The 25931-nt window shown below is 48.0% G+C and carries 22 protein-coding genes; 20 read left to right on the top strand and 2 right to left on the bottom strand.

Translation table 11 applies throughout. The features are described from left to right. Positions 1-94: 94 nt before the first annotated feature. The 4 genes from FC96_RS01650 to FC96_RS01635 are packed head-to-tail and all read left to right on the top strand — an operon-like array spanning position 95 to position 4237. Positions 95-1252 carry a CDP-glycerol glycerophosphotransferase family protein gene (locus FC96_RS01650; RefSeq protein WP_056941761.1) on the top strand — a complete coding sequence of 386 codons (1158 nt, stop codon included), beginning with the start codon at positions 95-97 and terminating at the stop codon, positions 1250-1252. A 17-nt stretch (positions 1253-1269) separates the two neighbouring features. Continuing rightward, positions 1270-2076 (top strand): ABC transporter permease, encoded by an 807-nt coding sequence (locus FC96_RS01645; protein WP_056941760.1) that lies wholly within the window; start codon positions 1270-1272, stop codon positions 2074-2076. A 14-nt stretch (positions 2077-2090) separates the two neighbouring features. After that, positions 2091-3311, top strand: coding sequence for a CDP-glycerol glycerophosphotransferase family protein (locus FC96_RS01640; protein WP_056941759.1), 1221 nt, complete (start codon positions 2091-2093; stop codon positions 3309-3311). Continuing rightward, on the top strand, positions 3308-4237 hold the full coding sequence (locus FC96_RS01635; protein WP_056941758.1) for a deoxyribonuclease IV: 930 nt from the start codon (positions 3308-3310) through the stop codon (positions 4235-4237). Before FC96_RS01640 ends, FC96_RS01635 begins: the two co-directional genes overlap by 4 nt. Positions 4238-4285: 48 nt before the next feature. On the opposite strand, the gene FC96_RS01630 is transcribed toward FC96_RS01635, so the two are convergent. After that, on the bottom strand, positions 4286-5116 hold the full coding sequence (locus FC96_RS01630; protein ID WP_056941757.1) for a pyruvate, water dikinase regulatory protein: 831 nt from the start codon (positions 5114-5116) through the stop codon (positions 4286-4288). 181 nt (positions 5117-5297) lie between these two features. Between FC96_RS01630 and rpsU the strand changes: the two genes are divergently transcribed. The 15 genes from rpsU to clpB all read left to right on the top strand — a co-directional run bounded on the left by rpsU (position 5298) and on the right by clpB (position 22146). Further along, a complete protein-coding gene (gene rpsU, locus FC96_RS01625; protein WP_054659587.1) occupies positions 5298-5483 on the top strand; it encodes a 30S ribosomal protein S21 in 186 nt (61 codons plus the stop codon). 55 nt (positions 5484-5538) lie between these two features. After that, a complete protein-coding gene (locus tag FC96_RS01620; protein ID WP_056941756.1) occupies positions 5539-5985 on the top strand; it encodes a GatB/YqeY domain-containing protein in 447 nt (148 codons plus the stop codon). A 150-nt stretch (positions 5986-6135) separates the two neighbouring features. Further along, positions 6136-7101, top strand: a complete 966-nt coding sequence (locus FC96_RS01615; RefSeq protein WP_056941755.1) for a PhoH family protein — start codon at positions 6136-6138, stop codon at positions 7099-7101. 14 nt (positions 7102-7115) lie between these two features. After that, complete coding sequence (gene ybeY / locus FC96_RS01610; protein ID WP_056941754.1) at positions 7116-7601, top strand: rRNA maturation RNase YbeY; 486 nt, start codon at positions 7116-7118, stop codon at positions 7599-7601. Then, complete coding sequence (locus FC96_RS01605) at positions 7585-7974, top strand: diacylglycerol kinase family protein (RefSeq protein ID WP_056941753.1); 390 nt, start codon at positions 7585-7587, stop codon at positions 7972-7974. The genes ybeY and FC96_RS01605 overlap by 17 nt, the downstream gene beginning before the upstream one ends. Before the next feature lie 20 nt (positions 7975-7994). Then, on the top strand, positions 7995-8900 hold the full coding sequence (era, locus tag FC96_RS01600) for a GTPase Era (protein WP_056941752.1): 906 nt from the start codon (positions 7995-7997) through the stop codon (positions 8898-8900). A gap of 16 nt (positions 8901-8916) precedes the next feature. Continuing rightward, positions 8917-9684, top strand: a complete 768-nt coding sequence (gene recO / locus FC96_RS01595) for a DNA repair protein RecO (protein WP_054659583.1) — start codon at positions 8917-8919, stop codon at positions 9682-9684. A 276-nt stretch (positions 9685-9960) separates the two neighbouring features. Then, entirely contained in the window at positions 9961-10887 is a 927-nt protein-coding gene (gene glyQ / locus FC96_RS01590; RefSeq protein ID WP_056941751.1) for a glycine--tRNA ligase subunit alpha, read from the top strand. Continuing rightward, positions 10887-12959 carry a glycine--tRNA ligase subunit beta gene (gene glyS, locus FC96_RS01585; protein ID WP_056941750.1) on the top strand — a complete coding sequence of 691 codons (2073 nt, stop codon included), beginning with the start codon at positions 10887-10889 and terminating at the stop codon, positions 12957-12959. The genes glyQ and glyS overlap by 1 nt, the downstream gene beginning before the upstream one ends. A gap of 244 nt (positions 12960-13203) precedes the next feature. Next, positions 13204-15042 carry a DNA primase gene (gene dnaG, locus FC96_RS01580; protein WP_056941749.1) on the top strand — a complete coding sequence of 613 codons (1839 nt, stop codon included), beginning with the start codon at positions 13204-13206 and terminating at the stop codon, positions 15040-15042. An 11-nt stretch (positions 15043-15053) separates the two neighbouring features. Then, positions 15054-16175 carry an RNA polymerase sigma factor RpoD gene (gene rpoD, locus FC96_RS01575; RefSeq protein WP_056941748.1) on the top strand — a complete coding sequence of 374 codons (1122 nt, stop codon included), beginning with the start codon at positions 15054-15056 and terminating at the stop codon, positions 16173-16175. Positions 16176-16323: 148 nt separating this feature from the next. Then, positions 16324-17019 carry a tRNA (adenine(22)-N(1))-methyltransferase gene (locus tag FC96_RS01570; RefSeq protein ID WP_056941747.1) on the top strand — a complete coding sequence of 232 codons (696 nt, stop codon included), beginning with the start codon at positions 16324-16326 and terminating at the stop codon, positions 17017-17019. Further along, positions 17016-18128, top strand: a complete 1113-nt coding sequence (locus FC96_RS01565; RefSeq protein WP_054659579.1) for a Nif3-like dinuclear metal center hexameric protein — start codon at positions 17016-17018, stop codon at positions 18126-18128. Before FC96_RS01570 ends, FC96_RS01565 begins: the two co-directional genes overlap by 4 nt. 21 nt (positions 18129-18149) lie before the next feature. After that, positions 18150-19388 (top strand): peptidase T, encoded by a 1239-nt coding sequence (pepT, locus tag FC96_RS01560; RefSeq protein WP_056941746.1) that lies wholly within the window; start codon positions 18150-18152, stop codon positions 19386-19388. Positions 19389-19548: 160 nt separating this feature from the next. After that, positions 19549-22146, top strand: coding sequence for an ATP-dependent chaperone ClpB (gene clpB, locus FC96_RS01555; RefSeq protein WP_056941745.1), 2598 nt, complete (start codon positions 19549-19551; stop codon positions 22144-22146). A 50-nt stretch (positions 22147-22196) separates the two neighbouring features. Here the strand turns inward: clpB and FC96_RS01550 are convergent, their stop codons facing one another. Continuing rightward, complete coding sequence (locus tag FC96_RS01550) at positions 22197-22397, bottom strand: YjzD family protein (RefSeq protein ID WP_054659577.1); 201 nt, start codon at positions 22395-22397, stop codon at positions 22197-22199. Positions 22398-22512: 115 nt separating this feature from the next. Here FC96_RS01550 and dnaE point away from each other — a divergent pair, with 115 nt between their 5' ends. Continuing rightward, entirely contained in the window at positions 22513-25887 is a 3375-nt protein-coding gene (gene dnaE / locus FC96_RS01545) for a DNA polymerase III subunit alpha (RefSeq protein WP_056941889.1), read from the top strand. The last annotated feature ends 44 nt before the right edge of the window (positions 25888-25931 follow it).

Raw genomic sequence — 25931 nt, 5'->3', positions numbered from 1 at the left:
ACTGAAAAACCGCTGGTCGCGTGAACCGGTTGTGGTATAATACCAAGTTGTGTATCAACAGATACCGGAGATTGCATAGAATTGGTGGTTTGACGTGAAGGACATTTACATTTGGTTAGTTCGGCTGATGTCGATGCTACATTATTTTAATCGGGGAAAGCATCGGCGGGTGATTTATCTCATGAGCTTTGATAACAACCTGAAGTTCATTTTAGCGGTTGCTAAAACGTTGACGGATCCAGCCGACATGGTGGTGTATTACCGCCCGGCAGTCGAGGCGGCCGCAACCCGGTTAGCAGCGTACGGAATCACGGTGATCTCCTATCAAGACAACGTGTCGTTTGTTCTTCATGGTATTCCACAAATGATGCGTGCGAAGTTAATGTTTTGTGATAATTACTACGCGTTTCTGGGGGGCCTCAAGCATCCGAGAAACTGTCGAATCGTCCAGCTCTGGCACGCAAACGGGGCCATCAAGCGATTTGGGTTTGGTGATCCGAAGACGGCCTTAAGATCGAAAACCGATCAGCACCGGTTTCAGCGCGTGTACAATCAGTTTGACGATTTTGTGGTGGCTTCGGAAGCGATGGGTCACGTTTTTGAAGAGAGCTACCGGGTGCCAGCCAGCCGTATCCAGTTGTTAGGATATCCGCGATCCGATCGTTTTTTATCTGCCAAATGGCGCAGTAACGCGTTAGCTCGCGTCGATCGGTTAGCCCCGGGATTGACGAGTCACAGGGTGATTTTATTTGCGCCGACGTATCGTGAAAGTATGAAGTTCGAGTTATCAGATGCTTTAAAAAAGGCGCTGATTACCGATCCTGATGCGGTGGTGGTCGTCAAACTTCATCCGCTCTTGCAACAGTATGAGCAAAAGTTCAGTCAGGTTGGGGCGGGCCGCATTCGGTTCTATCCGCAACTTTCCACGACTGATTTGCTGATGGTCACCGAAACGCTGGTGACCGACTATTCGTCGGTGGCTTTTGACTACAGTTTGTTGCCAACGGCGCACACGATGTTGTTTTACATGGCTGATTTACCCGAATACGAAAAGAATCCGGGGATTCAACCACATTTTTTAAAGTGGTTACCAACGCAACCGTTAACCACGCCAGCTCAGCTGGAAGAAGCGATTAGGGCGGACGTCTTAACGGACTTCACCCAGTTCAATCACTATTGGAACACTTACAACGATGGGCAAGCCACGACGCGCGTTATCGATCATTTTAGATCGACCATTGTGGGTAAGTAAAAAGGAGTGTGTCTACCTTGAAAGAGGTTGTGACCTTATTCAAAGAACAGTTTAAAAATATGGGCATTATTTTCCGCATCTCCCGATACGAAGATATGGCCAACTACCAGAGTCACTACTTAGGACTTGTCTGGGAATACTTATATCCGTTGATTCAAATTGGCATTTACTGGATTGTGTTTGGGGTCGGTTTAAAACACGGTCAGAGTAATGGGGTCGACTACCTGCCTTGGATGGTGATTGGAATCACCCCTTGGTTCTACATGAATCGGGCGACGTTAGATGCCTCCAAAAGTATTTATCAACGGGTTGGCATGGTGTCAAAGATGAAATTTCCGGTCTCTGCGCTGCCATCAATTAAATTAGTTAGTAATCTGAGTTCATTTTGGACAATGATGGTGTTTTCAATCATCGTTGGGCTGCTGTACGGCGTTCGCCCCAACATTCACTGGTTTGAGTGGTTGTATTACTTCTTTGCCATGTTAATGTTGTTGTTAGCGCTTGGTATCTTTAATTCAGCGGTCTCTGTTTTAATTCGAGACTTCCATATGCTGCTTCAATCAGCAATGCGGATGTTGTTTTATATTTCAGGGGTCTTGTTTAATTTTGAAACGAGCAGTTTCCCGCCACTATTTGCTCGGATTTTACAGTTGAACCCGTTCTTTTACGTTGTTTCCGGGTTCCGAGAAGCGTTGTTTGGGACGGGTTGGTTCTGGCAACGGCCAACACTGACCATTGAATTTTGGTTAATCGTGCTGTTCTTCTTGCTAGTTGGGTCTCACCTCCACTACAAGTTCCGCGCACGGTTTGTCGACTTAATTTAAACGGGGGAATGATGATGACTTCTTTAAAGGCGCGTTTCGTTAAAGGACTCAAACTCATTATTCGTTATGGACTCATCGTGATAAACGATGGGTTTATTTGTTTTAAGCCAAATCCTAAATTAACGATTTTTGAGAGCTTTAACGGTAACGATATTAACGACAATCCGGCAGCCATTTATCGTGAGCTGGTGACGCATCATCCAGAACTGCGCCAAACGGCTTACTTCTCGGTCAAACCACGGGTATATGCAGAACTTCGTCAGCGGTATCCTGAGATTAAACTGTTGCGCCGGTTTTCATTAAAATGGGTCTGGGTGATGGCCCACGCTAAGGTGTGGGTGTTTAACTCACGGATGCCTCAGTGGTGGCGGAAAAACCGCCAAACCACCTATATCCAAACCTGGCATGGAACGCCGTTAAAACGGCTGGGCGTTGACATTGAACACGTTGCCATTCCAGGCAATACCACCGAAGACTACGGCCGTCAGTTTATTCGTGAGGCTGCCCGCTGGCAATACCTGATTGCGCCAAATGCTTTTTCGAAGAAGGTTTTTCGATCCGCATTTCAATTTCACAATGAGTTTTTACCAGTCGGCTACCCCCGAAACGACGTTTTGTACCGGGATAATCAACCGGCGACTGTGGCACAGATTAAGAAAAAGCTGGTCGGAAGCGCCACAGCGACGGTTATTTTATACGCACCGACGTGGCGTGACGACGATGCAATAAAGGCTGGCCGCTACCACTTTAAGCTGCCGTTCGATCTTGGCCACTTTTTTGAGCACGTGTCAGCTGACACCATTTTAGTGCTTCGGCCCCATTATCTGGTCAAGGATCATATTGATATTACTGGATTTGAAGATCGAGTCAAAATTCTGGCGGACAACGACATTGCTCAGCTTTATTTGATGGCTGATCTGCTGATTACCGATTATTCGTCGGTGATGTTTGACTATGCCAACCTTGAGCGGCCAATGCTGTTTTACGCGTATGATTTAGCCCATTATCGTGACGAATTACGAGGCTTTTACTTCAACTATCAAGCCGAGATCCCGGGCCCACTAGCGACTACGGAATCCGATTTACACGCCGCCCTCGATACGTTTTATCAAGACCGCTGTTTTCCGGCCTACCGGGCAGCCTTGATGGGGTTCAGCCAAAAGTATTGTGGTTGGGAAACGGGTCGAGCCAGCGCCGAAGTGGTCAAAATTATGGAACAGGAGATGACAAAATGACGTTGTTAATTGGCTCCCATGTGAGCATGAAAGGTAAAGCGATGTTACTTGGCTCAGCCCAAGAGGCTACCAGCTACGGCGAAAACGTTTTCATGATCTACACAGGCGCCCCTCAAAATACTCGCCGAAAACCGATTGATGAATTAAATATCGAGGCAGGACGGGCTTACATGGCTGATAACGACTTACAACAAATTGTCGTTCATGCACCTTACGTCGTGAATCTGGGAAATACTCTCAAACCAAAAAACTTCCCATTTGCCGTGAATTTTTTGCGGGAAGAAGTTAAGCGGGCTGATGCGATTGGTGCCACCCAGATTGTCCTTCATCCGGGCGCCCATGTCGGCGCAGGGGCCGAAGCGGCGATGGCTCAAATTGCTAAGGGACTAAACGAAATCATAACGCCGGATCAACACGTCCACATTGCATTAGAAACGATGGCTGGCAAGGGAACTGAGGTTGGTATTACGTTTGAACAATTACGGGAAATGATTGATCAAATCGAGTTATCAGATAAGGTTTCCGTTTGTTTTGATACGTGTCATACCAGTGATGCCGGATATGATATTAAAAACGACTTCGACGGCGTCTTGACTACTTTTGACAAGGTGGTTGGGTTGAAACGCCTACAAGTTGTGCATTTGAACGACTCGAAAAACGAATGTGGCGCCCATAAGGATCGTCATGAACTATTGGGACTGGGGACTATTGGGTTCGACGCTTTGAACCACGTTGCACATCATCCAGCATTGGCGGCTGTTCCTAAAATCATGGAAACGCCATGGGTTCCAGTTGCCCCTGATTCGAAGACCAAGTTAGCGCCTTACGGTTACGAAGTCACCATGCTAAAAACGCAACGTTTTAACCCTGACATTGCAGCAGATGTCATTGCTCAAGCGCCGTTTGACGCGTATTTGGCCCGCTAAAAAAAGGATTGACTTGAAGTTTCAAGCCAATCCTTTTTTATGACCGCTTTAATCCTGAATGGTGTCAACCTCGGCGGGTTCAATATCCATGCTCTCCAAGATGAGCGTTGCCGTTTCTTCGATTGATTTATTCGCAACGTTAATGACGAGGCAACCAATCTTTTTATAAATATCAGTTGCATAGTGGAGTTCTTCCTTAATTTTTTCCGTATCGGAATAGGCACTTTCAGCAGGCAACCCGTATGAGATCATCCGTTGTTGGCGAATTCGTCTCAGAACGCTCGGGTTGTTTGTCAGGCCAATAATTTTTTTAGGGTCAACTTGCCACAGTTCGTCGGGAAGTTGAGCTTGCGGGGAGAGTGGGAGGTTTGCCACCTTTAGTCCCCGGTTAGCTAAGAAGAGTGAAAGCGGCGTCTTAGAGGTCCGAGAAACCCCTAGGATGACGAGGTCGGCTTTCAATAACCCAGTCGGATCTTTACCATCATCATAGGCGACGGCAAATTCCATAGCCGCGATGCGGTCGAAGTAGGTATCGGTTAAGTTATGATTCAAGCTTGGCAGGCCCACGGGATTTGAGCCTGTTCGATTAGCTAAAGCGCGCATGGCTGGTTGAATGCAGTCGAAAAATTCGAGGTGGTTGTCCCGACAAAACGACTCAACTTGGACGCTGAGGTCATGGTTAACCAGAGTGAAAAAAACGACCGCTTGACGGGTTGCGGCGAGGTTTAAAATGCCGGATAAAATGCTGTCCGTCTGGATAAACGGAAAACGTTGGTACTTAACGGGGTTATCCGGAAATTGGGCCACGGCCGTTTGAGCAATCGTCAAAGCCGTTTCACCTGAAGAGTCTGAAATAATAAAAATATCAATGGGTGCCATTCGAACGCCTCCGTAGTCAAAATGTTGGTAAGTTCAGTTTACCACATTGATCGCCATAAATCGGGTTTCAATCATTGACGATGAGCCCCCGGGTATGTATAATAAAAAAGAACTGGTGAGCGACGGTGTTTTCGCCTCACACGAAACAGTTACTATTTGAGCTCGGAGGGAGGGAATTTACATGACAAAGACGGTCGTTCGCAAAAACGAGTCTCTTGACGATGCTCTTCGGCGCTTCAAAAGAACGGTTTCAAAAAGCGGTACACTTCAAGAATACCGTAAGCGGGAATTTTATGAAAAGCCAAGTGTTAAACGCAAATTAAAATCAGAAGCAGCAAGAAAGCGTAAGAACAAGAAACGCTTCTAGTTGGATGAAGGTTCCTGGCAACAGGGCCTTTTTTTGTGAAAGGAGAGGTTTCAAAGTGGCTTTAGAAAAAACGTTAAATGATGATCTTAAAACGGCGATGAAGGCTCACGATAAGTTGGCGTTAAACGTGATTCGGATGATCAAGGCTAGTTTGACTAACGAACGGGTCAAACTAGGCCATGATTTAACCGAAGACGACGAGTTAACGGTGTTGTCACGGGAATTAAAGCAACGCAAGGAGTCCCGGACAGAATTTGCTGACGCTGGGCGCCAGGACTTAGTCGATCAACTCGATGCCGAAATTGAGCTGGTTGAAAAGTATGCGCCTAAGCAGTTGAGTGAAGAAGAGGTGCAACAAATCGTTGAAGCAACGGCTACCGAAGTGAATGCCAGCTCCATGGCTGATTTTGGTAAAATGATGGGTGCTGTGATGCCAAAACTCAAGGGTAAGGCGGACGGTGCCATTGTCAACAAGGCCGTCAAGGCGTTATTAAGTAAGTAAGAAAACGTTATCTCCGGACCGGTCATCTCAATTGAGGTGACCGGTTTTTGCTCATTGATAACCGACCGTGGGGAATCATGTGGGCAAATTAGGGGTGTATGGCGTATAATTAAAGGGAACGAAAATTAATAATAAAGGAGTCAAACCTATTTGGCTGAAAACACTCAAATTGAAAAAGAATTTGTCCTGACGGATCCAGCACAGGAAGTTGCATTGTTGGGGGCGCAGGATAAGTTTGTCTCGCTCTTAGAAGAAGGCTTGGACGTGGTCGTTAATCCGCTGGGGTCTTCCATCAAAGTGGTGGGAGAACCGTTCCAGGTGGACAAGGTGATGGCCATTTTTAAGAACATGGATGACCTTGTTCAACAGGGGATCCAACTGAATAGTGCGGACGTCGTCAGTGCCATGAAAATGGCTGATCGGGGGACGCTGGATTATTTTAAGGACCTCTATACCGAAACGTTGATCAAGGATAATAAGGGCCGTTCTGTTCGGGTGAAGAACTACGGCCAGCGCCAGTACGTTTCGGCGATTAAGAATAATGATTTGACATTTGGGATTGGACCTGCTGGAACCGGGAAAACGTACTTGGCCGTTGTTATGGCTGTTGCTGCCCTTAAGCGCGGCGACGTGGAAAAAATTATTTTAACCCGTCCAGCGGTTGAAGCCGGCGAAAGTCTTGGCTTTTTGCCTGGTGACCTAAAGGAAAAAGTGGACCCGTACCTACGGCCCATCTATGATGCGCTGTACGCCATTTTAGGGGCGGAACACACGACACGGTTAATGGACCGTGGTGTGATCGAAATTGCTCCCCTGGCATACATGCGTGGTCGGACGCTCGAATCAGCCTTTGTGATTTTAGACGAAGCACAAAATACGACTAATGCGCAGATGAAAATGTTTTTGACGCGGTTGGGTTTTGGTTCCAAGATGATTATTAACGGTGATATTACCCAAATTGACCTCCCTAAGAACAGCCGAAGCGGCTTAGTTCAAGCGATGGGAATCCTCAAGGACGTTAGCCACATTGAATTTGTGCAGTTTACCGCTGATGATGTTGTCCGGCATCCGGTGGTGGCAGCCATCATCAACGCCTACGAAAACGCAGACAATTAGAAAAGAGACGGATAATGGATTTAGCAATCTACGATGAAACAAAAGCGGGCGTCCCAGAAGCACACGTTACGCTCGTTAATAAGATCCTGGAATACGCCGGGGACTATATTCACTTAGCAGAAAATACTGAGATGTCGGTCACCTTTGTCAATAATGATCGCATTCAAGAGATTAACCGAATGTACCGGGGAGTTGACCGGGCGACGGACGTGATTAGTTTTGCCATTGAGGATTCAGCGGAAGATGATGATCTGCCAATCGTCATGGATGACGAGTTGGCCGCTGAAATTCCAGAAAATTTGGGTGACATCTTTGTGTCTGTTGATAAGGTTGGCGAACAGGCCGATTTTTTGGAACATTCGTACGAACGCGAACTTGGATTTTTAGTGGTGCACGGGTTCTTACATCTCAACGGTTATGATCATATGGAACCAGAAGACGAAAAGGTCATGTTTAAACTACAGAGGGAAATTTTAGACAGTTATGGGCTTACGCGATAATCAAGTCAACAAGAATAAGTCATTTGCTCAGTCGTTTAAACACGCTTTGGACGGCTTAAAAAGCTTGGTTTTGACGGAACGTAACTTCCGAAAACACCTTGTGCTAGCAGCCTTAGCGGTGCTTTTAGGAGCGGTTTTGCGATTGTCAATTAACGCTTGGTTATGGGTGGCGCTAGCCGTCTTTTTTGTTTTTTCCGCGGAGGTGTTAAACACCGTCGTTGAGTCAATTGTTGATTTGCTGGTCGGGAACCGTTACGATGACGCTGCTAAAAAGGCAAAAGACGTTGCGGCGGCCGGCGTGTTACTGTCTGCGTTGTTTGCGGTGTTAATTGGTTGTTTAGTTTACATCCCAGCAGTGTTGGCATTATTTTAAAAATGAATGGAGGAACGCAGTTGGATAATCCAAATTACAAATCCGGGTTTGTGGCCATTGTTGGCCGGCCCAATGTCGGCAAATCAACCCTCTTAAACCGGGTAGTGGGGCAAAAAGTGGCGATTATGTCTGATAAAGCACAAACCACGCGAAATAAAATTCAGGGGATCTACACCACTGATGACGCCCAAATTGTGTTCATTGACACCCCGGGGATTCATAAACCCAAGAGCCAGTTGGGTGATTTTATGGTGAAGTCGGCGCTGTCTTCCCTGAACGAAGTGGATGCAGTATTAATGATGGTCAATGCGACGCAAACGCGTGGAGCTGGCGATAATTTTATTATTGACCGGCTTAAGACCGTGACGAAACCGGTCTACCTCATCATCAACAAAATCGATCAGATTCACCCGGACGATTTACTGGTCTTAATTGATCAGTATAAGGATGCGCTGGATTGGGCTGATGTTTTGCCAATTTCAGCGCTGGAAGGCAACAACGTTGAAACCCTGTTAGAAACGTTGACAAAACAGTTGCCCAACGGCCCCCAGTACTATCCTGATGATCAGGTGACCGACCACCCAGAACGGTTTGTGATCTCTGAGCTCATTCGGGAAAAGGTTTTGCAATTAACCCGGCAAGAAGTGCCGCATTCAGTGGCCGTGGTGATTGATAAGATTAGTCGGCAAAACGAGCAGAAAATTCACGTTCAAGCAACCATTGTGGTGGAACGACCGACCCAAAAGGGAATTTTGATTGGAAAGGGCGGTTCAATGCTCAAGAAAATTGGGACGTTGGCTCGTCAGGATATCGAACACCTTCTCGCGGACAAAGTTTTTCTAGAACTTTGGGTCAAAGTTGTGCCAGGCTGGCGGGACAAACCATCTGCTCTCCAAAGTTATGGGTACCGCAAGGACGACTACTAAAGTAGGTGGTTGAAAGATGGCGAATCAGGTCGTTGATTTTACAGGAATCTTGATGTATCGCAAGGAGTACCGGGAACGTGATTTACTCGTCAAATTTGCCACTCAACAAGTGGGAAAGCGGATGTTCTTCATTCGGGGGGCTCGCAAACGGGGATTTAAAATGACGGCCGATCTCTTACCGTTTACGTATGGTGGCTATGTCGGTGACATCCGGGATAAGGGCTTGTCCTATATCAAGACGGCCAAAGAAACTAGTCAGTTTATGGGGATTAGTAACGACATCGTTAAGAACGCGTATGCGACGTATATCATGTCGTTGGTTGATCTGGCCATTGCGGATAACGAACTTCTCGGTGGCTGGTATAACCGGCTTTTTCAGGGATTAACGCGGATTGACCAAGGGTTGGACCCGGCCATTATTGCCAACATTTTTGAGGTGCAACTTCTTGAACTTTTTGGGGTGGCCCCCAATTTGCGAAACTGCGTGGTCTGTGGCGGAACCACTGCGCCGTTTGATTATTCTGAGTCGCTTGGCGGGTTATTGTGTCGTCACCATTTGAGTGCGGATCCCCACCGAATGCACCTCGACCAACGGACCATCTACTACTTGCGACAGTTTTCGCGAGTCAATCTAGCGAACCTAAATCAGGTGTCAGTTCGTCCTGAAACTAAGATCAATCTCCGAGCAGCGTTAGATACTATTTATGCTGATACAGTGGGGGTTTATCCGAAAAGCAAGCGGTTTATCGACCAACTTGACCGATTTGGCTCGAAGCTGAGTTGACATTTTTAGGTGACAAGCCTAAAATGAACAAGAAATTAAATAGTGGCTGGCTGTGATAAAAGAGGGTTTAACGACTGATGAACTAAGCGATTCCGGGAGAGTGGAAGCCGGAACGGGCGTTGTTGAATTGGCACTTTTTAGCTGGATCAATGAGCTGCCAAGCATTGCTTGGAAGTAGGGTGGAACCGCGAATTCAATCGTCCCTACGTAGACGTTAGTCTGCGTAGGGCTTTTTTGTGTTCAGTTGGCCGCGGCAAACAAAGTAGGAGGAAGACAATGACCAAGAAATTGGCAATGCAACAAATCATTTTAACCTTGCAACAATATTGGTCTGCACAGGGCTGTATGCTAATGCAAGCCTACGATACGGAAAAAGGGGCAGGAACCATGAGTCCGTACACGTTTTTACGGGCGATCGGACCAGAACCTTGGAATGCGGCTTACGTTGAACCATCACGGCGGCCAGCGGATGGCCGGTACGCTGAAAACCCTAACCGGTTGTACCAACATCATCAGTTTCAGGTTGTGATGAAACCCTCTCCAGAAAATATTCAAGAATTGTATTTAAACAGCTTACGAGAACTTGGCATTGACCCGTTAGAACACGATATTCGGTTCGTTGAAGATAACTGGGAAAACCCGTCAATGGGTTGTGCTGGTGTTGGTTGGGAAGTTTGGTTGGACGGCATGGAAATTACTCAGTTTACGTATTTCCAGGTTGTTGGTGGCATGGAAGTCGACCCAGTGACCTCTGAAATTACGTATGGGTTGGAACGATTGGCGTCTTACATTCAAGACGTTGATAATGTGTTTGATTTGGAATGGGGCGACGGCGTCCTATACGGCGATATTTTCCGGGAACCAGAAATCGAACACTCTACCTACAGTTTTGAAAAGAGTAATCAGGACATGCTGTTACAGATGTTTGATGATTATGAACGCGAAGCTAAAGCTCAAATGGCCAACGGACTCGTGCATCCCGCCTACGATTACATCTTAAAGTGTTCCCACACATTTAACCTGTTGGATGCGCGCGGCGCCGTTTCAGTTACAGAACGGGCCGGCTACCTGTCTCGAATTCGCAATATGGCCCGGCAGGTTGCCCGCGCCTTTGTTGCAGAACGTGAAAAGTTTGGCTTCCCGTTAATTAAGGATGAAGAAAAGCGACAAGCCTTGTTGGCTAAAGGGGAGGATGACAAATAATGGCGCACACATTTCTAGTTGAGATTGGGCTTGAAGAGATGCCAGCTCACGTTGTGACACCTAGTATTAAGCAATTCGAACAAAAAGCAAAAGCCTATCTGAAAGAACAACGGATTACGTTTGACAAGCTGAAGGCTTTTTCAACCCCACGGCGATTAGCACTCCAAATTTCGGGACTAGCTGATAAACAACCCGACATTGATGAAGAGGTTAAGGGACCGGCTAAAAAAATTGCGCAAGATGATGCGGGAAATTGGTCGAAAGCAGCGATTGGATTTACAAAGGGTCAAGGTGTCACAACTGACGATATCACCTTTAAGGAATTAAAGGGGACCGAGTACGTTTACGTCAACAAACACATCGAAGGCCAACCCGTTGAAAGTGTCCTGGCAGGATTTGAAGATGTTATTAAGCGGTTGACGTTCCCAACGATGATGAAGTGGGGAGAGTATCACTTCGAATATGTCCGGCCCATTAAATGGCTAGTTGCCCTACTTGATGACACAGTTATTCCGTTCAGCATCTTAGATGTGCACACTGATCGGGAGACCCGCGGCCATCGCTTCTTGGGTCAAGACGTGACGTTAACCAACGCCCAAGATTACGAAGCAGCCCTGACAGAACAGTTTGTCATTGCGGATGCCGCTAAACGAAAAGCCGAAATCAGCAAACAGATTGAGACGTTGGCTAGCCAAAACAATTGGCAAATTAACATTGATGCTGATCTGTTGGAAGAGGTCAACAATTTGGTTGAATGGCCAACAGCCTTTGCGGGCAGTTTTGATGAGAAGTATCTCGCTATTCCTGAAGCAGTTTTGATTACCTCAATGCGCGATCACCAACGTTTCTTTTACGTGTTGGATCAACAGGGTCGTTTGCTACCCCACTTTGTGTCGGTTCGAAACGGAAATCGGGAGTATATCGAAAACGTTGTCGCAGGAAATGAAAAAGTGTTGGCGGCCCGATTATCAGATGCAATGTTCTTCTATGAAGAAGACCAAAAACCCGACTTGGCGGATTACGTCGAGCGTCTCAAAACTGTTAGCTTCCACGATAAAATCAGCACCATGTACGATAAAATGCAGCGGGTTCACGCTATTGGCCAATCACTCGGACCGCAGTTTGGCTTATCCGACGATGAGCAGGCAGCCTTGGATCGGGCAAGTCAGCTTTATAAGTTTGACTTAGTGACCGGTATGGTTGGCGAGTTTGCGGAATTGCAAGGGATTATGGGTGAAAAGTACGCTCTGTTAAAGGGAGAATCCAAAGCGACTGCAGCGGCAATTCGCGAGCACTACATGCCAATTAGTGCGGATGGTGATCTTCCCGCCACCAAGGTTGGGGCTGTGTTGGCTGTCGCTGATAAGCTGGACAGCATCCTAACATTCTTCGCAGCAGGAATGATTCCCAGCGGGTCTAATGACCCATACGCATTGCGACGTCAAGCCAGTGGAATCGTTCGAATTATCAGAAACGAAAAATGGTCCTTTGATGAACAAATGGTCCGGGCCTTATTGGCGGCTGAAAAGGCTGCCAACGTTGCGCCAGATTTAGACCAGTTGAGCCAGGTACCAACTGTTTTTGCCTTCTTGAAGGACCGTGTTAAGGTCATTTTGCAAGGTGAAAAAGTGCGTCACGACATTATTGACGCCGTCGTAAGTGGGCCGAACACCGATTTACTGGATAACTTTGAAGCGGCAACGGTTCTGGCCGAACACCAGTCAGATGACGACTTTAAAGAAATCATCGAGGCTTTGAACCGGGTCCTACGTTTGGCAGCAAAGCGGACGACCGATGGCGACGTTTTGGTGGATGCCCAGCTGTTTGAAAACGACAGCGAAGCAGCACTAGAAAAGGCCGTGCAAGCCGTCGAAGATGAAGCAGATGACCTCGATGTCGCGGATTACTTTAAGGCTTTAGCTCAGTTGAAAACCCCAATTACTGACTATTTTGAAGCCACTATGATCATGGCTGACGACTCGAAGGTCAAGAACAACCGGTTGAACCAATTGCAGCTAATTGCTGATTTGATTTACCGACTTGGGGACCTGAACCAATTAATCGTGAAATAAATCATCGTGATTGGCGAATCACGCAAAACGTGATATGATTCAGTTGTGCTATTAATGAACCTAACGATAAATACCAACATCGGCTTTCGGTGTTGGTATTTTGTGTTGGGAAGAGTTAATTGATGGACTTCTGGTAATTATGTGCTATTATATATTATGTGTCTCTACGCGGTCTGACAGATTGCGTAGCGTCAAATTTTGTTGATTACAGGCAAAATTGTCACGTTCGAAAGGGGCTGAGCCATTGGCTAGAATACCCGAAGAAGTTGTTGAGGAGGTTCGCAACGCCACTAATATTGTGGATTTTGTGGGCCAGTATGTTCAACTCCAAAAGTCAGGGAAAAACCTGTTCGGGTTGTGTCCGTTTCATGAGGAGCGAACGCCCTCGTTTTCGGTTTCTGAAAGTAAGCAGATTTTTCACTGTTTTAGTTGTGGTCGTGGCGGCAACGTTTTTAAATTCTTAATGGAACTTGAAAATTTAAGTTTCCAAGAAGCGGTTTTAAAAGTTGCTGCATTTTCACACGTGCCACTTTCTGATTCGGTCTTGTCCGCTGCTAATGAAACGGCAAACCGACCAGTCGATGCAAAAACTTCGGCGTTGATCGAGTTGCACGAGGCGGCGGGAAAGCTGTTCCACCACGTGTTGGTCAATACTGAACTCGGCCAGCCAGCGCTGGCGTACCTGCACGAGCGCGGGCTAACTGACGCAACGATTGACGCGTTTAACTTGGGCTTTGCACCGCAGAACCGGTTGTTAAAACGGTTCTTTGACGAGCGCCAAGTTGATTATCAGACGTTGCGTCACTCAGGGTTATTTATTGAAAACCAAGAGGGTGAGCTTCGTGATCGATTCGTGGATCGCATTATGTATCCGATTCGCAACGAAGGTGGCCAAACGGTGGCCTTTTCCGGGCGACTGTTGGCGAAAGCCGATGATCAGCCTAAATATTTGAACAGCCCGGAGACGGACCTGTTTAACAAACGCAAAGTGTTATTTAATTTTGATCAAGCCCGTGGTGCCATTCGCAAGGTTGGGGATGTGATCTTGTTTGAAGGTTTCATGGATGTCATGTCGGCCACCCAAGCGGGTGTGACTAACGGCGTTGCGTCAATGGGAACGAGTTTAACGGAAGAGCAAATTTACGCCCTGTCGCGAGTGACGCAACAGTTGTACGTGTGCTATGACGGTGACGTTCCCGGCCAAAAAGCCACGGATCGGGCCCTCACCAACATTCGTGAGCAGTCCAGCCTCAAATTGGGTGTCATTACGATGCCAGAGGGGTTGGATCCTGACGAATACCGGCAAAAGTACGGTGAGGAAAAGCTCAAGGCGGCGCTCTTAACTGCGCGTGAAACACCGGTCGCCTTTTCCATGCGGTACTTAAGATCCCAGTACGATGTGAATACGGATGCTGGCCGGTTGGATTACATCGAAGCAGTTTTAGCCATTCTGGCCACCATGACCTCGCCGGTTGAGCAAGACGTTTATTTGACGCAGTTGGCTAACGATTATCAGCTGGATAAGACGAGCTTGAAACAACAACTGGCAATGGTTAAACCAACCGTTGCGCCACCCAAACAGCAGCCGGCTCGTCGTCAAGTTGAGCCGCCAGTTGTGACTCAGCACCGGCAAATCGTGCCGATTGACCGGGTCTTGCGAGCCGAACGCCACCTGCTTTACCGAATGTTACATGAACACTCGGTTTGGTTGTGGGTGACCGGCCAGCCGGGATTTAGCTTTGTTCATGAAGATTATCAGTTAATTTTCATGCTGGCGCAGGGCTATTTTCAAACCCATCAGGCGTATTCGCCTGCGCAGTTTGTGGACTTTATTCAAGATGATCACCTGCAAAACCTGGTCATTGAACTAGAGAACATGCAAGTCAGTGACGCGTCAAGTGAAGATGAGATTAGTGATTATTTCCACGTCATTTCCGACGATGCGCCACTTGAAAGCCGGCTGAAGGACCGCAAACAGGCCTTGGCTGAAGCGACCCGCCTTGGTGATTTTGATCGCCAAAAGCAATTGGTGGTTGAAATCGTTAAGTTACAACAACAAAAGCAATCAAACAGACAAGCTTAGGGGGCTTTATAATGGCAGAAAAGAAGACAACGAAGACTTTCGACGAGAAAGCATACGATAAAGCCGTCAAAGGACTCATCAAAGATTATAAAAAAGAAGGGCACATCACCTATGATGAACTCTCCGATAAAGTTGCGTCACCATTTAGCTTAGATGCTAAAAAGATGGACAAGTTACTGGAGAGTGTTGAAGACGCTGGGATCAGCGTTGTCGACGAGAACGGTGATCCAGACGCTCGGGCTGTTAAGGCCGCTAAAAAAGTGACCAAGACGGAGTTGAAAGACACGAGTGCCCCATCAGGTGTTAAAATCAACGATCCCGTTCGGATGTATCTGAAGGAAATTGGTCGTGTTAAGCTGTTAACGGCGGACGAAGAAGTTGCCCTTGCTCTGCGAATTGAACAAGGTGACGAACAAGCTAAGCAAGAATTAGCAGAAGCCAACTTACGGTTAGTTGTTTCGATTGCTAAGCGTTACGTGGGCCGTGGCATGCAGTTCTTGGATTTGATCCAAGAAGGAAACATGGGCCTTATGAAGGCTGTTGAAAAGTTTGATTACCGAAAGGGATTCAAGTTTTCAACTTACGCCACTTGGTGGATTCGACAGGCCATTACCCGGGCGATTGCCGATCAAGCTCGGACCATCCGGATTCCGGTGCACATGGTTGAAACCATCAACAAGTTGATTCGGATTCAACGTCAACTCCTTCAAGACCTTGGTCGGGAACCAACTCCCGAAGAAATCGGGGCTGAAATGGATATGCCAACCGAAAAGGTCCGTGAAATCTTGAAGATTGCGCAAGAACCAGTTTCGTTGGAAACACCAATTGGTGAAGAAGACGATTCTCACTTGGGTGATTTTATCGAAGACGATGACGCAACCAGTCCAGCTGACCATGCCGCTTACGAATTGTTGAAGGAACAACTCGAAAGTGTCTTGGATACGCTGACCGATCGTGAAGAAAACGTCTTGCGTCTGCGGTTTGGTTTGGATGATGGTCGCACTCGGACCCTTGAAGAGGTTGGCAAGGTCTTTGGTGTGACTCGGGAACGGATTCGTCAAATCGAAGCAAAAGCCTTGCGGAAATTACGGCATCCATCTCGTTCAAAGCAATTAAAGGACTTTTTGGAGTAATCCTTCTGATATTAAACCGTATTTCAAAACCCGACTGGCCATTGGCTGGTCGGGTTTTTTTGTTTGTTTTTTCCGGAAAGGACTAGGCGAAGTCTTGAGGAGTAGCTTATACTAGATAGAAGATGAAAAATAAAGGAGCGTCACTTAAATGAACGGTACCCACCTATCAAATCGACTTCAAACGGTTGCCCAGTTCGTCCCTGACCATGCCAGATTGGCTGATATTGGGTCGGATCACGCGTACCTCCCCGTTTACCTGGCTAACGAGCACCACATTGACTTTGCGATTGCGGGCGAGGTTGCAAAGGGGCCGCACGACAATGCGTCGCAAGAAATTCAAAGGGCGGGTGTCTCGACCTTAGTTGCTTCCCGATTGGCGGACGGCTTATTGGCAGTGATGCCAACTGATCAGATTGATACAGTTGTCATCGCTGGCATGGGCGGCACCTTGATTACGACTATTTTAACGACGGGTTTTGAACGACTGTCGCACCACGAGCGCCTAATTTTGCAGCCCAACGTCGGCGAAGATAATGTTCGCCGATGGTTACAGGCGCATGATTATCAGATTACGACGGAGCAGATTTTAGAAGAAGACGGCCACATTTACGAAATTATCGTTGGGGACCCAGTGGTTGAACCAGTTACTTATTCAGAACAAGAACTGTTATTTGGTCCGTTCTTAATTCGGGATAAGTCACCAGTCTTTGTTAAAAAATGGCAACGTGAAGCGGGTCGCCTTCAGACGGTTATTGAAACAATGCGGCAAGCACAACCCGCACCAGTGGCAAAGATTCAGAAATTTGAACAACGATTAAGGCACATCTTGGAGGTCATCAAATGAAAGTTCGAGAATTAACGACCCAATTTGAGCAATTCGCCCCCCAGCGGCTGGCAATGGCTGGCGATCCAGTCGGACTGCAATTGGGGTCCTTAGACGCGGAAGTTAGTAAAGTGTTAGTCACATTAGATGTTCGTCCGGAAGTGGTGGATGAGGCTATTGCCGTCGGAGCTGACCTCATTTTTGCCCATCACCCGGCCATGTTTCGACCAGTTAAAAACATGGATCTATCAGTCCCACAGAATGCCATGTATGCCAAAATTATCGAAAATCACATCACCGTTTATGCCGCGCATACCAACTTAGATAATGCAGATGGTGGTATGAATGACTGGCTTGCTGAGGCACTTCAGCTGGTGAATCCGGTGGGGTTAGTGCCCGAAAAAACGGAAGCCGAATATTTGTTGACAGTTCACGTGTCACCGGTGTACGCGGACGCGGTCCGGCTTGCAATGGTGGGTAGCGGTGCTGGTAACATTGACCGTTATAAAGGGACGAGCTACGAATGGAATGGGACCAGTTGGTTTACCCCGTTAAGCGGGGCTGATCCTGAATTGGGTCCGGTGGGCGAACGGACGCAAACCGATGAAGTGGCCATTCAAGCTCGCGTCAGTGACAGTCACGTCGACGCCACCGTTCAAGCAGTTAACGACGTCTTTCCTGGCGGCCATCCATCGTTGCAGTTGATTCCCCTTAGAGACGCCGCCAAAACGTTTTATATGGGACGGGTGGGTGATTTGGCTACGCCAATGACGGCCCGCGATTTTGCTGAGTACTGTAAGGCCATCTTTGGCGTGGCGGGTCTGCGACTTGTGGCGGCGGACCCGTTAAAAATGATTCACCGGGTGGCTGTTTTAGGTGGTGACGGTGGACGGTTTTATCCAGACGCCATCGCTGCCGGCGCGGATGCCTACGTCACGGGTGACGTGTATTATCACACAGGTCACGACATGTTGGCTAGCGGCTTGACCGTGGTAGATCCCGGTCACCATATTGAACAGATTTGTAAACCGAAGTTGACCGAATTGTTTGAAGACTGGCAGTTGGATCATAAGTGGCCAATCGAAATTGTGGCTTCCAAGTTGAACACGGATCCTTTTACGTTTGTCTAACCCTGAAAGGTAGTGAATGCAATGACTTATGAAACGTTGATTCCTCGATTTTTAAAGTATGTTAAAGTTGAAACTCGCTCCGATGAGACCAGCACAACGGTGCCATCCACCCAGAGTCAGGTTGAGTTTGCCAAGCAACTGGCCGACGAGTTAACCACAATTGGCTTGAGTCATGTTCATATTAATGCTCAAACCGGGTACGTGATGGCGACGCTTCCCGCCAATGTTGAAACTGAGGCACCAGCGGTGGGGTTTATCGCCCACATTGATACGGCTGATTTTAACGCCGAAAACGTGAAACCACAGATTGTGCCGAATTACGATGGTCAGTCAGTAATCAAACTCGATAAAGAAGGGACGTACCTACTGGATCCAGCCGTCTTTCCAAGTTTGAAAAAATACGCGGGTCAAACGTTAATTACCACTGATGGGACCACCTTATTAGGCGCCGATGATAAGGCGGGCGTGGCCGAAATTGTGACCGCTATGGCCTACTTAATTGAGCATCCGGAGATTAAGCACGGGACGGTTCAGATTGGACTTGGGCCCGATGAAGAAATTGGGACCGGAGCCGATCACTTTGATGTGGCCGACTTTGGCGCTGCATTTGCCTATACAGTTGATGGTGGACCGTTGGGACAATTGGAATATGAAACGTTTAACGCAGCAGACGCGCAACTTCAGGTGAAGGGAACGAATGTTCACCCTGGCGATGCTAAGGACGTCATGGTGAATGCCCTGCAGGTGGCGATTGATTTTCATAATGAATTGCCAGCCCATGATCGGCCAGAAAAAACGGCCGGTCGGGAAGGCTTTTTCCACCTGTATCAGCTAACGGGAACCGTGGATGCGGCCTCAATGGGTTATATTATTAGGGATCATGATCGCCAGAAGTTTGAGGCAAAGAAACAACTGATGCAAACTATCGTACAACAACTTAATACCACGTATGGTGCTGGGACGGTCACGCTTAAGCTGAAGGACCAATACTATAACATGCGTGAAGTGATTGAACGGGACATGGGGGTGGTGACCCTTGCTAAAGAAGCAATGGAAGCACTCGATATTAAACCAGATATTGCCCCAGTTCGTGGCGGAACCGATGGGTCAAAAATTTCATTTTTAGGGTTGCCCACGCCTAACCTGTTTGCGGGCGGTGAAAACATGCATGGTCGTTACGAGTACGTCTCAACGGAAACGATGGCGAAAGCGACTGATGTTATTTTAAAAATTATTGAACTCACACTGGCCCAATCGTAACGTTTAAACCGCTGAGATAATCAGCGGTTTTTTGCTGGCCAAAAAGGTGGGAATAGTGCGGTAAAAAAATAAAGGTCAAAATTGGTCAAATTATGGTCCGTTTTGGTCAAACCTGTGTTAAGATATGGGTCATAATCAAGAAGAAAAGGACGATGAATTCATGAACCCTGATGGATTGACCCAGGCTGTGGCGGATGCGATCGCCGAAGCCCAACAAATTGCAGTGACCCGAAAGCACCAAGCAATCGGGGTGGCGCATTTATTTAAATACCTCGTTCAACCTGGCCAACTTGGTCGCCAGTTGTTGAGTGAACTAGGCGTGGAGATGACCCAGCTAAACCGGGAGTTAGACGCCGAATTAGAGGCTGTTTCAAGTGTCGCTGGAGATTCAGTGACTTACGGTCAAAATATTTCTCCCGACTTGTACCAATTGCTCCAAAAAGCCGAAATCGTCAAGAAGGATTTTAATGACGACTATATTGCCACCGATACGCTGGTGATTGCTCTGATGCAACTCTCAGGCAACCGCTTGACCGACTTTTTAAAGGCGCAAGGACTTACCGAGCAACAGGTAAAAAATAAGGTTCAAACTATTCGCAGCGGCGCGCGGGTGACCTCTAAGAACCAAGAAGATCAATACCAAGCGCTAGAAAAATACGGGATTGATTTAGTCCAAGCGATGCGGACTGGTGAGCGGGACCCAATCATTGGCCGCGACGATGAGATTCTAGACGTGATTCGAATCCTATCGCGAAAGACGAAGAATAACCCGGTTTTAATTGGGGAACCGGGGGTGGGTAAAACGGCCATTGTGGAGGGACTAGCCCAACGGATTGTAAAGGGCGACGTTCCTGAAAACTTAAAGGATAAGACCCTGTTTTCATTAGATATGGGGGCCCTGATTGCGGGGGCCAAGTACCGTGGAGAATTTGAAGAGCGATTAAAAGCCGTCTTAAACGAAGTGAAAAAAAGCGACGGGCAGATTATCATGTTCATCGACGAAATTCACAACATTGTTGGGGCTGGTAAAACGGAAGGCAGCATGGACGCTGGAAACCTGTTAAAACCCATGTTAGCCCGTGGCGAGCTGCATCTGATTGGGGCCACCACGATTGATGAATACCGCGAATACATGGAGAAAGACCGGGCGCTTGAACGGCGGTTCCAAAAGGTGCAAGTTGCCGAACCTACAGTGGCCGATACGATTACCATTTTACGGGGACTCCGGGAACGTTTCGAAATCCACCACGGCGTCCGAATTCATGATAATGCGTTAGTGGCTGCGGCTAAACTATCGGACCGCTATATAACTGACCGATACTTGCCCGATAAGGCCATTGATTTGATTGATGAAGCCTCAGCAGCAATTCGAGTGGCGATGAACTCGGCGCCAACCGAGTTGGATACTGCCCGGCGTCAAATGATGCGCTTAGAAGTGGAAGAGGCCGCATTGAAGCAAGAAACCGACGTCAGCTCTAAAGAACGGTTAGCTGCAGTTCAAAAGCAACTAGCCGACATTAAGGAGCGGGTCGGTAACCTGAACGCGCGCTGGGATGCCGAAAAGCAGTCATTGGCTGCGCTTGGCCAAAAAAAGGCCGAACTCGATAAGGCTAACCGGGACTTAGAAACGGCCGAAAAGAATTACGATTTAAACCAGGCGGCTATTTTACAACACGGGACCATCCCACAGTTGCAGCAAGAGCTGGCCGCTATGGAACAACGTGATCAAGATGGGGACTGGTTAGTCGAAGAATCGGTGACTCAAAAAGAAATTGCGGTTGTTGTTGCGAAAATGACCGGAATTCCCGTGACTAAGCTGGTTGCCAGCGAGCGAGAAAAACTTCTCCATCTAGCGGATAACCTGCATCGCCGAGTTATTGGTCAGGATGAAGCAGTGACGGCGGTTTCAGACGCTGTGCTCCGGTCGCGCGCCGGTTTGCAGGATCCAAGCAAACCGTTGGGGAGTTTCTTGTTCCTTGGTCCGACGGGCGTTGGAAAAACGGAACTCGCTAAGGCATTAGCAGAGGCGTTATTTGATTCAGAAGACCAGATGGTTCGCATTGATATGAGCGAATATATGGAAAAGGAATCGGTATCCCGTCTCGTCGGGGCTGCACCGGGATACGTGGGCTATGAGCAGGGGGGCCAGTTGACCGAAGCGGTCCGGCGCCATCCGTACGCCATTATCCTGTTTGATGAAGTTGAAAAAGCCCACCCAGACGTTTTTAACGTCTTGCTGCAAGTCCTAGATGACGGTCGCTTAACGGATGGTCAAGGTCGGACCGTGAACTTCAAAAACACCTTGTTGATTATGACTTCTAACCTTGGGTCTGATCGGCTTTTGGAAGGAACGGATGATAAGGGCGTCATTTCACCTGAAGCGAAAACTCAGGTGGCTAGTCTCCTTCAACAAGCGTTTAAGCCAGAGTTTTTAAACCGGATCGATGATACGATTATGTTTAAGCCCCTGACGATGACGGATGTCACTCAGATTGTTCAAAAGTTAATTGACGGTTTAGCCAACCGAGTTGCCGAACAAGAAATTGGGTTGCAGATTACCGCGGCAGCGGCTCAGTGGTTGGCTCGGCGGGGCTATTTACCTGCGTTTGGCGCCCGACCACTCCAACGGACGGTGGTTAATGAAGTAGAGACGCCACTCGCTAAACTGATTATTGGCGGCCGGGCAACGGCTCATAGCACGGTTAACATTGATATCAATGAAACTCAGGACGGCTTAACGTTTGACGTTGTTAGTTAACCTTTGCACCATACAAAAAAAGCTGCGGCTTAGCCACAGCTTTTTTTGATTTAATTTTGACTTTTTGACGCGTCTGATCGGCTTAGTAGGTGAACCCCGTTAACGAAGATTAAGCCAACGATGGCTGCTACGACACCAATTTGCAAGCGATTATAAGACATTAATTCCAGGGCCCCGCCGATGTAGCCAATGACCTCACCAAAAATGACGGACCAGAAGATAACGACTAAGTTTGCTTCTAATAATTTCACTTTGAGCACCTCTCAATCACTTAAAAAGTTTATCACAATTCGGCTAAAAAGCAATTGGAAATCGGCGGTTTATTGGTTTTCTTTGGTATAATATGGAACAGAAAGGATGGTTAAGATGGCCTTTGTCCCCCTTAGCGTGATTAGTAGTTTTAGTTTACTTCAAAGTACGACCTCCATTGACGACCTTGTGAAAGCCGCTAAAGAACGTGGTTATCAGGCCATCGCCTTAACGGATCGAAACGTCATGTACGCGACGGTAGCTTTTTATCAGGCTTGCCAAAGGGCAGGAATTCAGCCCGTTTTTGGTCTGACACTGACAACGTCTGGCATCGTGGCCGAAGACCAAGCCTTTGATTTGGTTTTACTGGCGAAGGACTTTGTGGGTTATCAGCACCTCATGAAATTAAGCTCCCTAAAAAATACTCAAGCAACGGAAGGCCCCCTTGACTTTAAAGTGGTTGCCCCGCTGCTGGACCATTTGATGGTTATTAATCCAGTTGAAGGTGAGTTAGCCCATTGGTTGCTACAGGGTAATATGGCTGCGGTTGAAGAGTTAATTCACCGCCAAGTCGCTGTGGTGGATGCGCAAAGTATCTTGATTGGCGCCAATGCGAACCAGCCAGCGGCGGTCGTCCGACAGCTTAAGACACTGGCAGCTGATTTTCGGGTGGCCCTAGTGGCTTTACCGACCATCGCATATCTAAATGCCAATGATCATTTTGCCGTGCAAGTCCTAACGGCCATTAAAGATGGCACAACGATTAGTCACTTAGCGGACGCAAAGGCGAAAACTGGCCAGCTATGGCTGAAACCCGCTGCCGATTTTGAAGCCGAATTTAAGGCGGCCGGGTTGGGTGCAGCTGCTCAGGAAAGTGCCCACGTGGCGGCCACTTGCTCGGTTCAACTTCAGTTTCAAAAACCGCAACTGCCAGTGTTTAAAACACCGGATGGGCAGTCGGCTCAGGCGTACCTTCAGACCCTTTGTGAGCAAGGGTTGAAGCGCCGATTCCAGCAAAATCAAATTGCGCCCGTTGACCAACCGGCATACTCTGACCGGCTGGCCCACGAGTTAGCGGTTATTGACCGGATGGGGTTTAACGATTATTTCTTAATCGTTTGGGACGTCATGCGCTTCAGTCGGTCCTCCGGGATTATCACCGGCCCGGGCCGGGGATCAGCGGCCGGGTCGCTCGTTGCTTATGTGTTGGGGATCACAGATGTGGATCCCATCGCGTTTAACCTATTATTTGAACGGTTCTTAAACGAAGAACGAGCGCAAATGCCTGATATTGACTTGGACATTCCTGACGATCGGCGTGATGAGGTGCTTCAATACACGCATGACAAGTACGGTCATGAGCGGGTAGGGCAGATCATCACCTTTGGGACCTTGGCTGCTAAGCAGGCCATTCGGGATGTTGGCCGGGTTTTTGGGCTTCGACCATACGAACAAAGTACGTGGAGTAACGCCATTCCAAACTTACTCCACGTTAGTTTAAAAGAGGCGTTGGCGCAGTCGCAACCGTTAAAAAACCTTATCAGTGATTCTGAGACCAATGCACTCCTCTTTGAGACGGCCGTTAAACTTGAGGGGTTACCCCGTCATTATTCGACCCATGCGGCCGGGGTGGTGTTAAGTGACCACCCGTTAACCGAAATCGTGCCGGTTCAAAATGGCTCAGAAGAAATGTTAATGACGCAGTACACTAAGGATTACGTGGAACAGGTAGGCTTACTTAAAATGGACTTCTTGGGGCTTCGGAACCTCTCTATTATGGCTAACGCCCTCAAGATGGTGCACGAACAGACAGGTCAACAATTACCAATCGAGCAGGTTCCCCTTGATGACCCGGCCACGCTAGCGCTGTTTCAGCACGGAGATACCAATGGTGTCTTTCAATTTGAATCGGCGGGGATCAAGAACGTCTTGCAGCGGCTTCGGCCAGATAGCTTTGAATTAGTCGCCGCAGTCAATGCGCTTTACCGACCAGGGCCGATGGAAAATATCGATCACTTCATTCGTCGCCGGTTCAATCAGGAACCCATTACCTACCCAGATGCGTCCTTAAAACCAATTTTAGCTCCCACTTACGGGATTATCGTCTATCAGGAACAAGTGATGCAGGCCGCCTCAATTATGGGGGGCTTTACGTTAGGTCAAGCCGATTTATTGCGACGGGCGATGAGTAAGAAGAAAAAGCAAACGATGGACGCGATGCAAAAGCGGTTCGTCGAAGGGGCTGAGAAAAACGGGGTCTCCACGGAAAATGCCGTTCGGACATTTGACTATATTGACCGATTTGCTAACTACGGTTTCAACAGGTCACACGCTGTTGCGTATAGTAAAATGGCCTTTGAACTGGCGTACCTCAAGGCCCACTATCCGGCTGCCTTTTTTGCGGCACTCTTAAATTCAGTGTTAAATAATGGGGCCAAGACCAAGCTTTACTTAATGGAAGCTAAGCGCCATCAGGTGGCCATTTTACCACCCGATGTGAACCGTTCCGGGTCCGTTTTTCAACTAACAGATGGGGCAATTCGGTTCGGATTAGGGTCCATCAAGGGCATTCGCCGTGACTTTTTACGGGACCTACTCCGTGAACGTGACGCAAATGGGCCGTTCAAGTCACTTCACCAATTTCTGTTACGGCTAGATGAAAAGTGGCGTAAGCAGGATCTTCTTGAGGCGCTAATTTATGCCGGCGCTTTTGATCAATTCGGTGCCAACCGGGCGGAATTAGTGACTAGCTTACCGGAATTTTTAAGCAGTGTTGAACTGAGTGGTAACAGCGTGGATTTGTTTGAGGCTTTAGCGCCGAAAATCAAACCGGTAAAGGATCTCTCGTTGACGGCTAAGCTCGCTAAGGAGGACGAATACTTAGGGGCGTATTTATCCGGTCATCCGGTCGAGCAGTACCAGTCGTTGATGACCGAAAAACACGCAACACCCATTGCGGATCTCGTCGCCGACCAAGCCGTCACCTTGGTCATTTACCTCACAAAAGTGCGGACTATCCGCACTAAGCGTGGGGACCAAATGGCCTTTTTGACCGGTAACGACTTGACCGGCGACGTGAGCGTTACCGTCTTTCCCAATTTGTACCGGTCAGTCACAGAATGGCTTGACCAAAACCAAGTGGTTGTCATCACGGGAAAAACGGAAACTAACCGGGGCAATGTGCAGGTCGTGGCGAATACTCTGGTGCCGGCGGCCACCGCTAATCAGGGCAAAGAAACCGAACACCGGTCCTTGCCGGCGCCCCCACGGTGGTTTTTGCGGATGGATATCGAGCACGATACGGCCGCTGTTCATCAGGCGTTAAACGATTTGTTAGCCAAGGAAACCGGCGACGTTCCGGTGATTTTATTCCGGGTAAAAGACGACACTAAGCGGGTTTTAGCACGTCGTTTTTGGCTGGCACCGACGCCCACAGTGGGTCAAGAGCTTAAATTGTTATTAGGTGAGCAAAACGTGGTTTATCAGCAATGAAGACGTGAATTAAAATAAAATTGGTCTAGTTAGGGAATGAAAAC

Source organism: Secundilactobacillus kimchicus JCM 15530, assembly GCF_001433995.1.
Lineage (GTDB): Bacteria > Bacillota > Bacilli > Lactobacillales > Lactobacillaceae > Secundilactobacillus > Secundilactobacillus kimchicus.
The sequence above is the reverse complement of the archived record's forward strand: the minus strand, read 5'-3'. Positions and strand labels throughout refer to the sequence as shown.

Coding starts and splice junctions, on each gene's coding strand:
- FC96_RS01640 (WP_056941759.1), top strand. CDS start 2,091: ATGACTTCTTTAAAGGCGCGTTTCGTTAAAGGACTCAAACTCATTATT.
- FC96_RS01605 (WP_056941753.1), top strand. CDS start 7,585: ATGGGCTTACGCGATAATCAAGTCAACAAGAATAAGTCATTTGCTCAG.
- FC96_RS01635 (WP_056941758.1), top strand. CDS start 3,308: ATGACGTTGTTAATTGGCTCCCATGTGAGCATGAAAGGTAAAGCGATG.
- ybeY (WP_056941754.1), top strand. CDS start 7,116: ATGGATTTAGCAATCTACGATGAAACAAAAGCGGGCGTCCCAGAAGCA.
- recO (WP_054659583.1), top strand. CDS start 8,917: ATGGCGAATCAGGTCGTTGATTTTACAGGAATCTTGATGTATCGCAAG.
- rpoD (WP_056941748.1), top strand. CDS start 15,054: ATGGCAGAAAAGAAGACAACGAAGACTTTCGACGAGAAAGCATACGAT.
- glyS (WP_056941750.1), top strand. CDS start 10,887: ATGGCGCACACATTTCTAGTTGAGATTGGGCTTGAAGAGATGCCAGCT.
- glyQ (WP_056941751.1), top strand. CDS start 9,961: ATGACCAAGAAATTGGCAATGCAACAAATCATTTTAACCTTGCAACAA.
- pepT (WP_056941746.1), top strand. CDS start 18,150: ATGACTTATGAAACGTTGATTCCTCGATTTTTAAAGTATGTTAAAGTT.
- dnaE (WP_056941889.1), top strand. CDS start 22,513: ATGGCCTTTGTCCCCCTTAGCGTGATTAGTAGTTTTAGTTTACTTCAA.
- FC96_RS01565 (WP_054659579.1), top strand. CDS start 17,016: ATGAAAGTTCGAGAATTAACGACCCAATTTGAGCAATTCGCCCCCCAG.
- rpsU (WP_054659587.1), top strand. CDS start 5,298: ATGACAAAGACGGTCGTTCGCAAAAACGAGTCTCTTGACGATGCTCTT.
- clpB (WP_056941745.1), top strand. CDS start 19,549: ATGAACCCTGATGGATTGACCCAGGCTGTGGCGGATGCGATCGCCGAA.
- FC96_RS01630 (WP_056941757.1), bottom strand. CDS start 5,116: ATGGCACCCATTGATATTTTTATTATTTCAGACTCTTCAGGTGAAACG.
- FC96_RS01570 (WP_056941747.1), top strand. CDS start 16,324: ATGAACGGTACCCACCTATCAAATCGACTTCAAACGGTTGCCCAGTTC.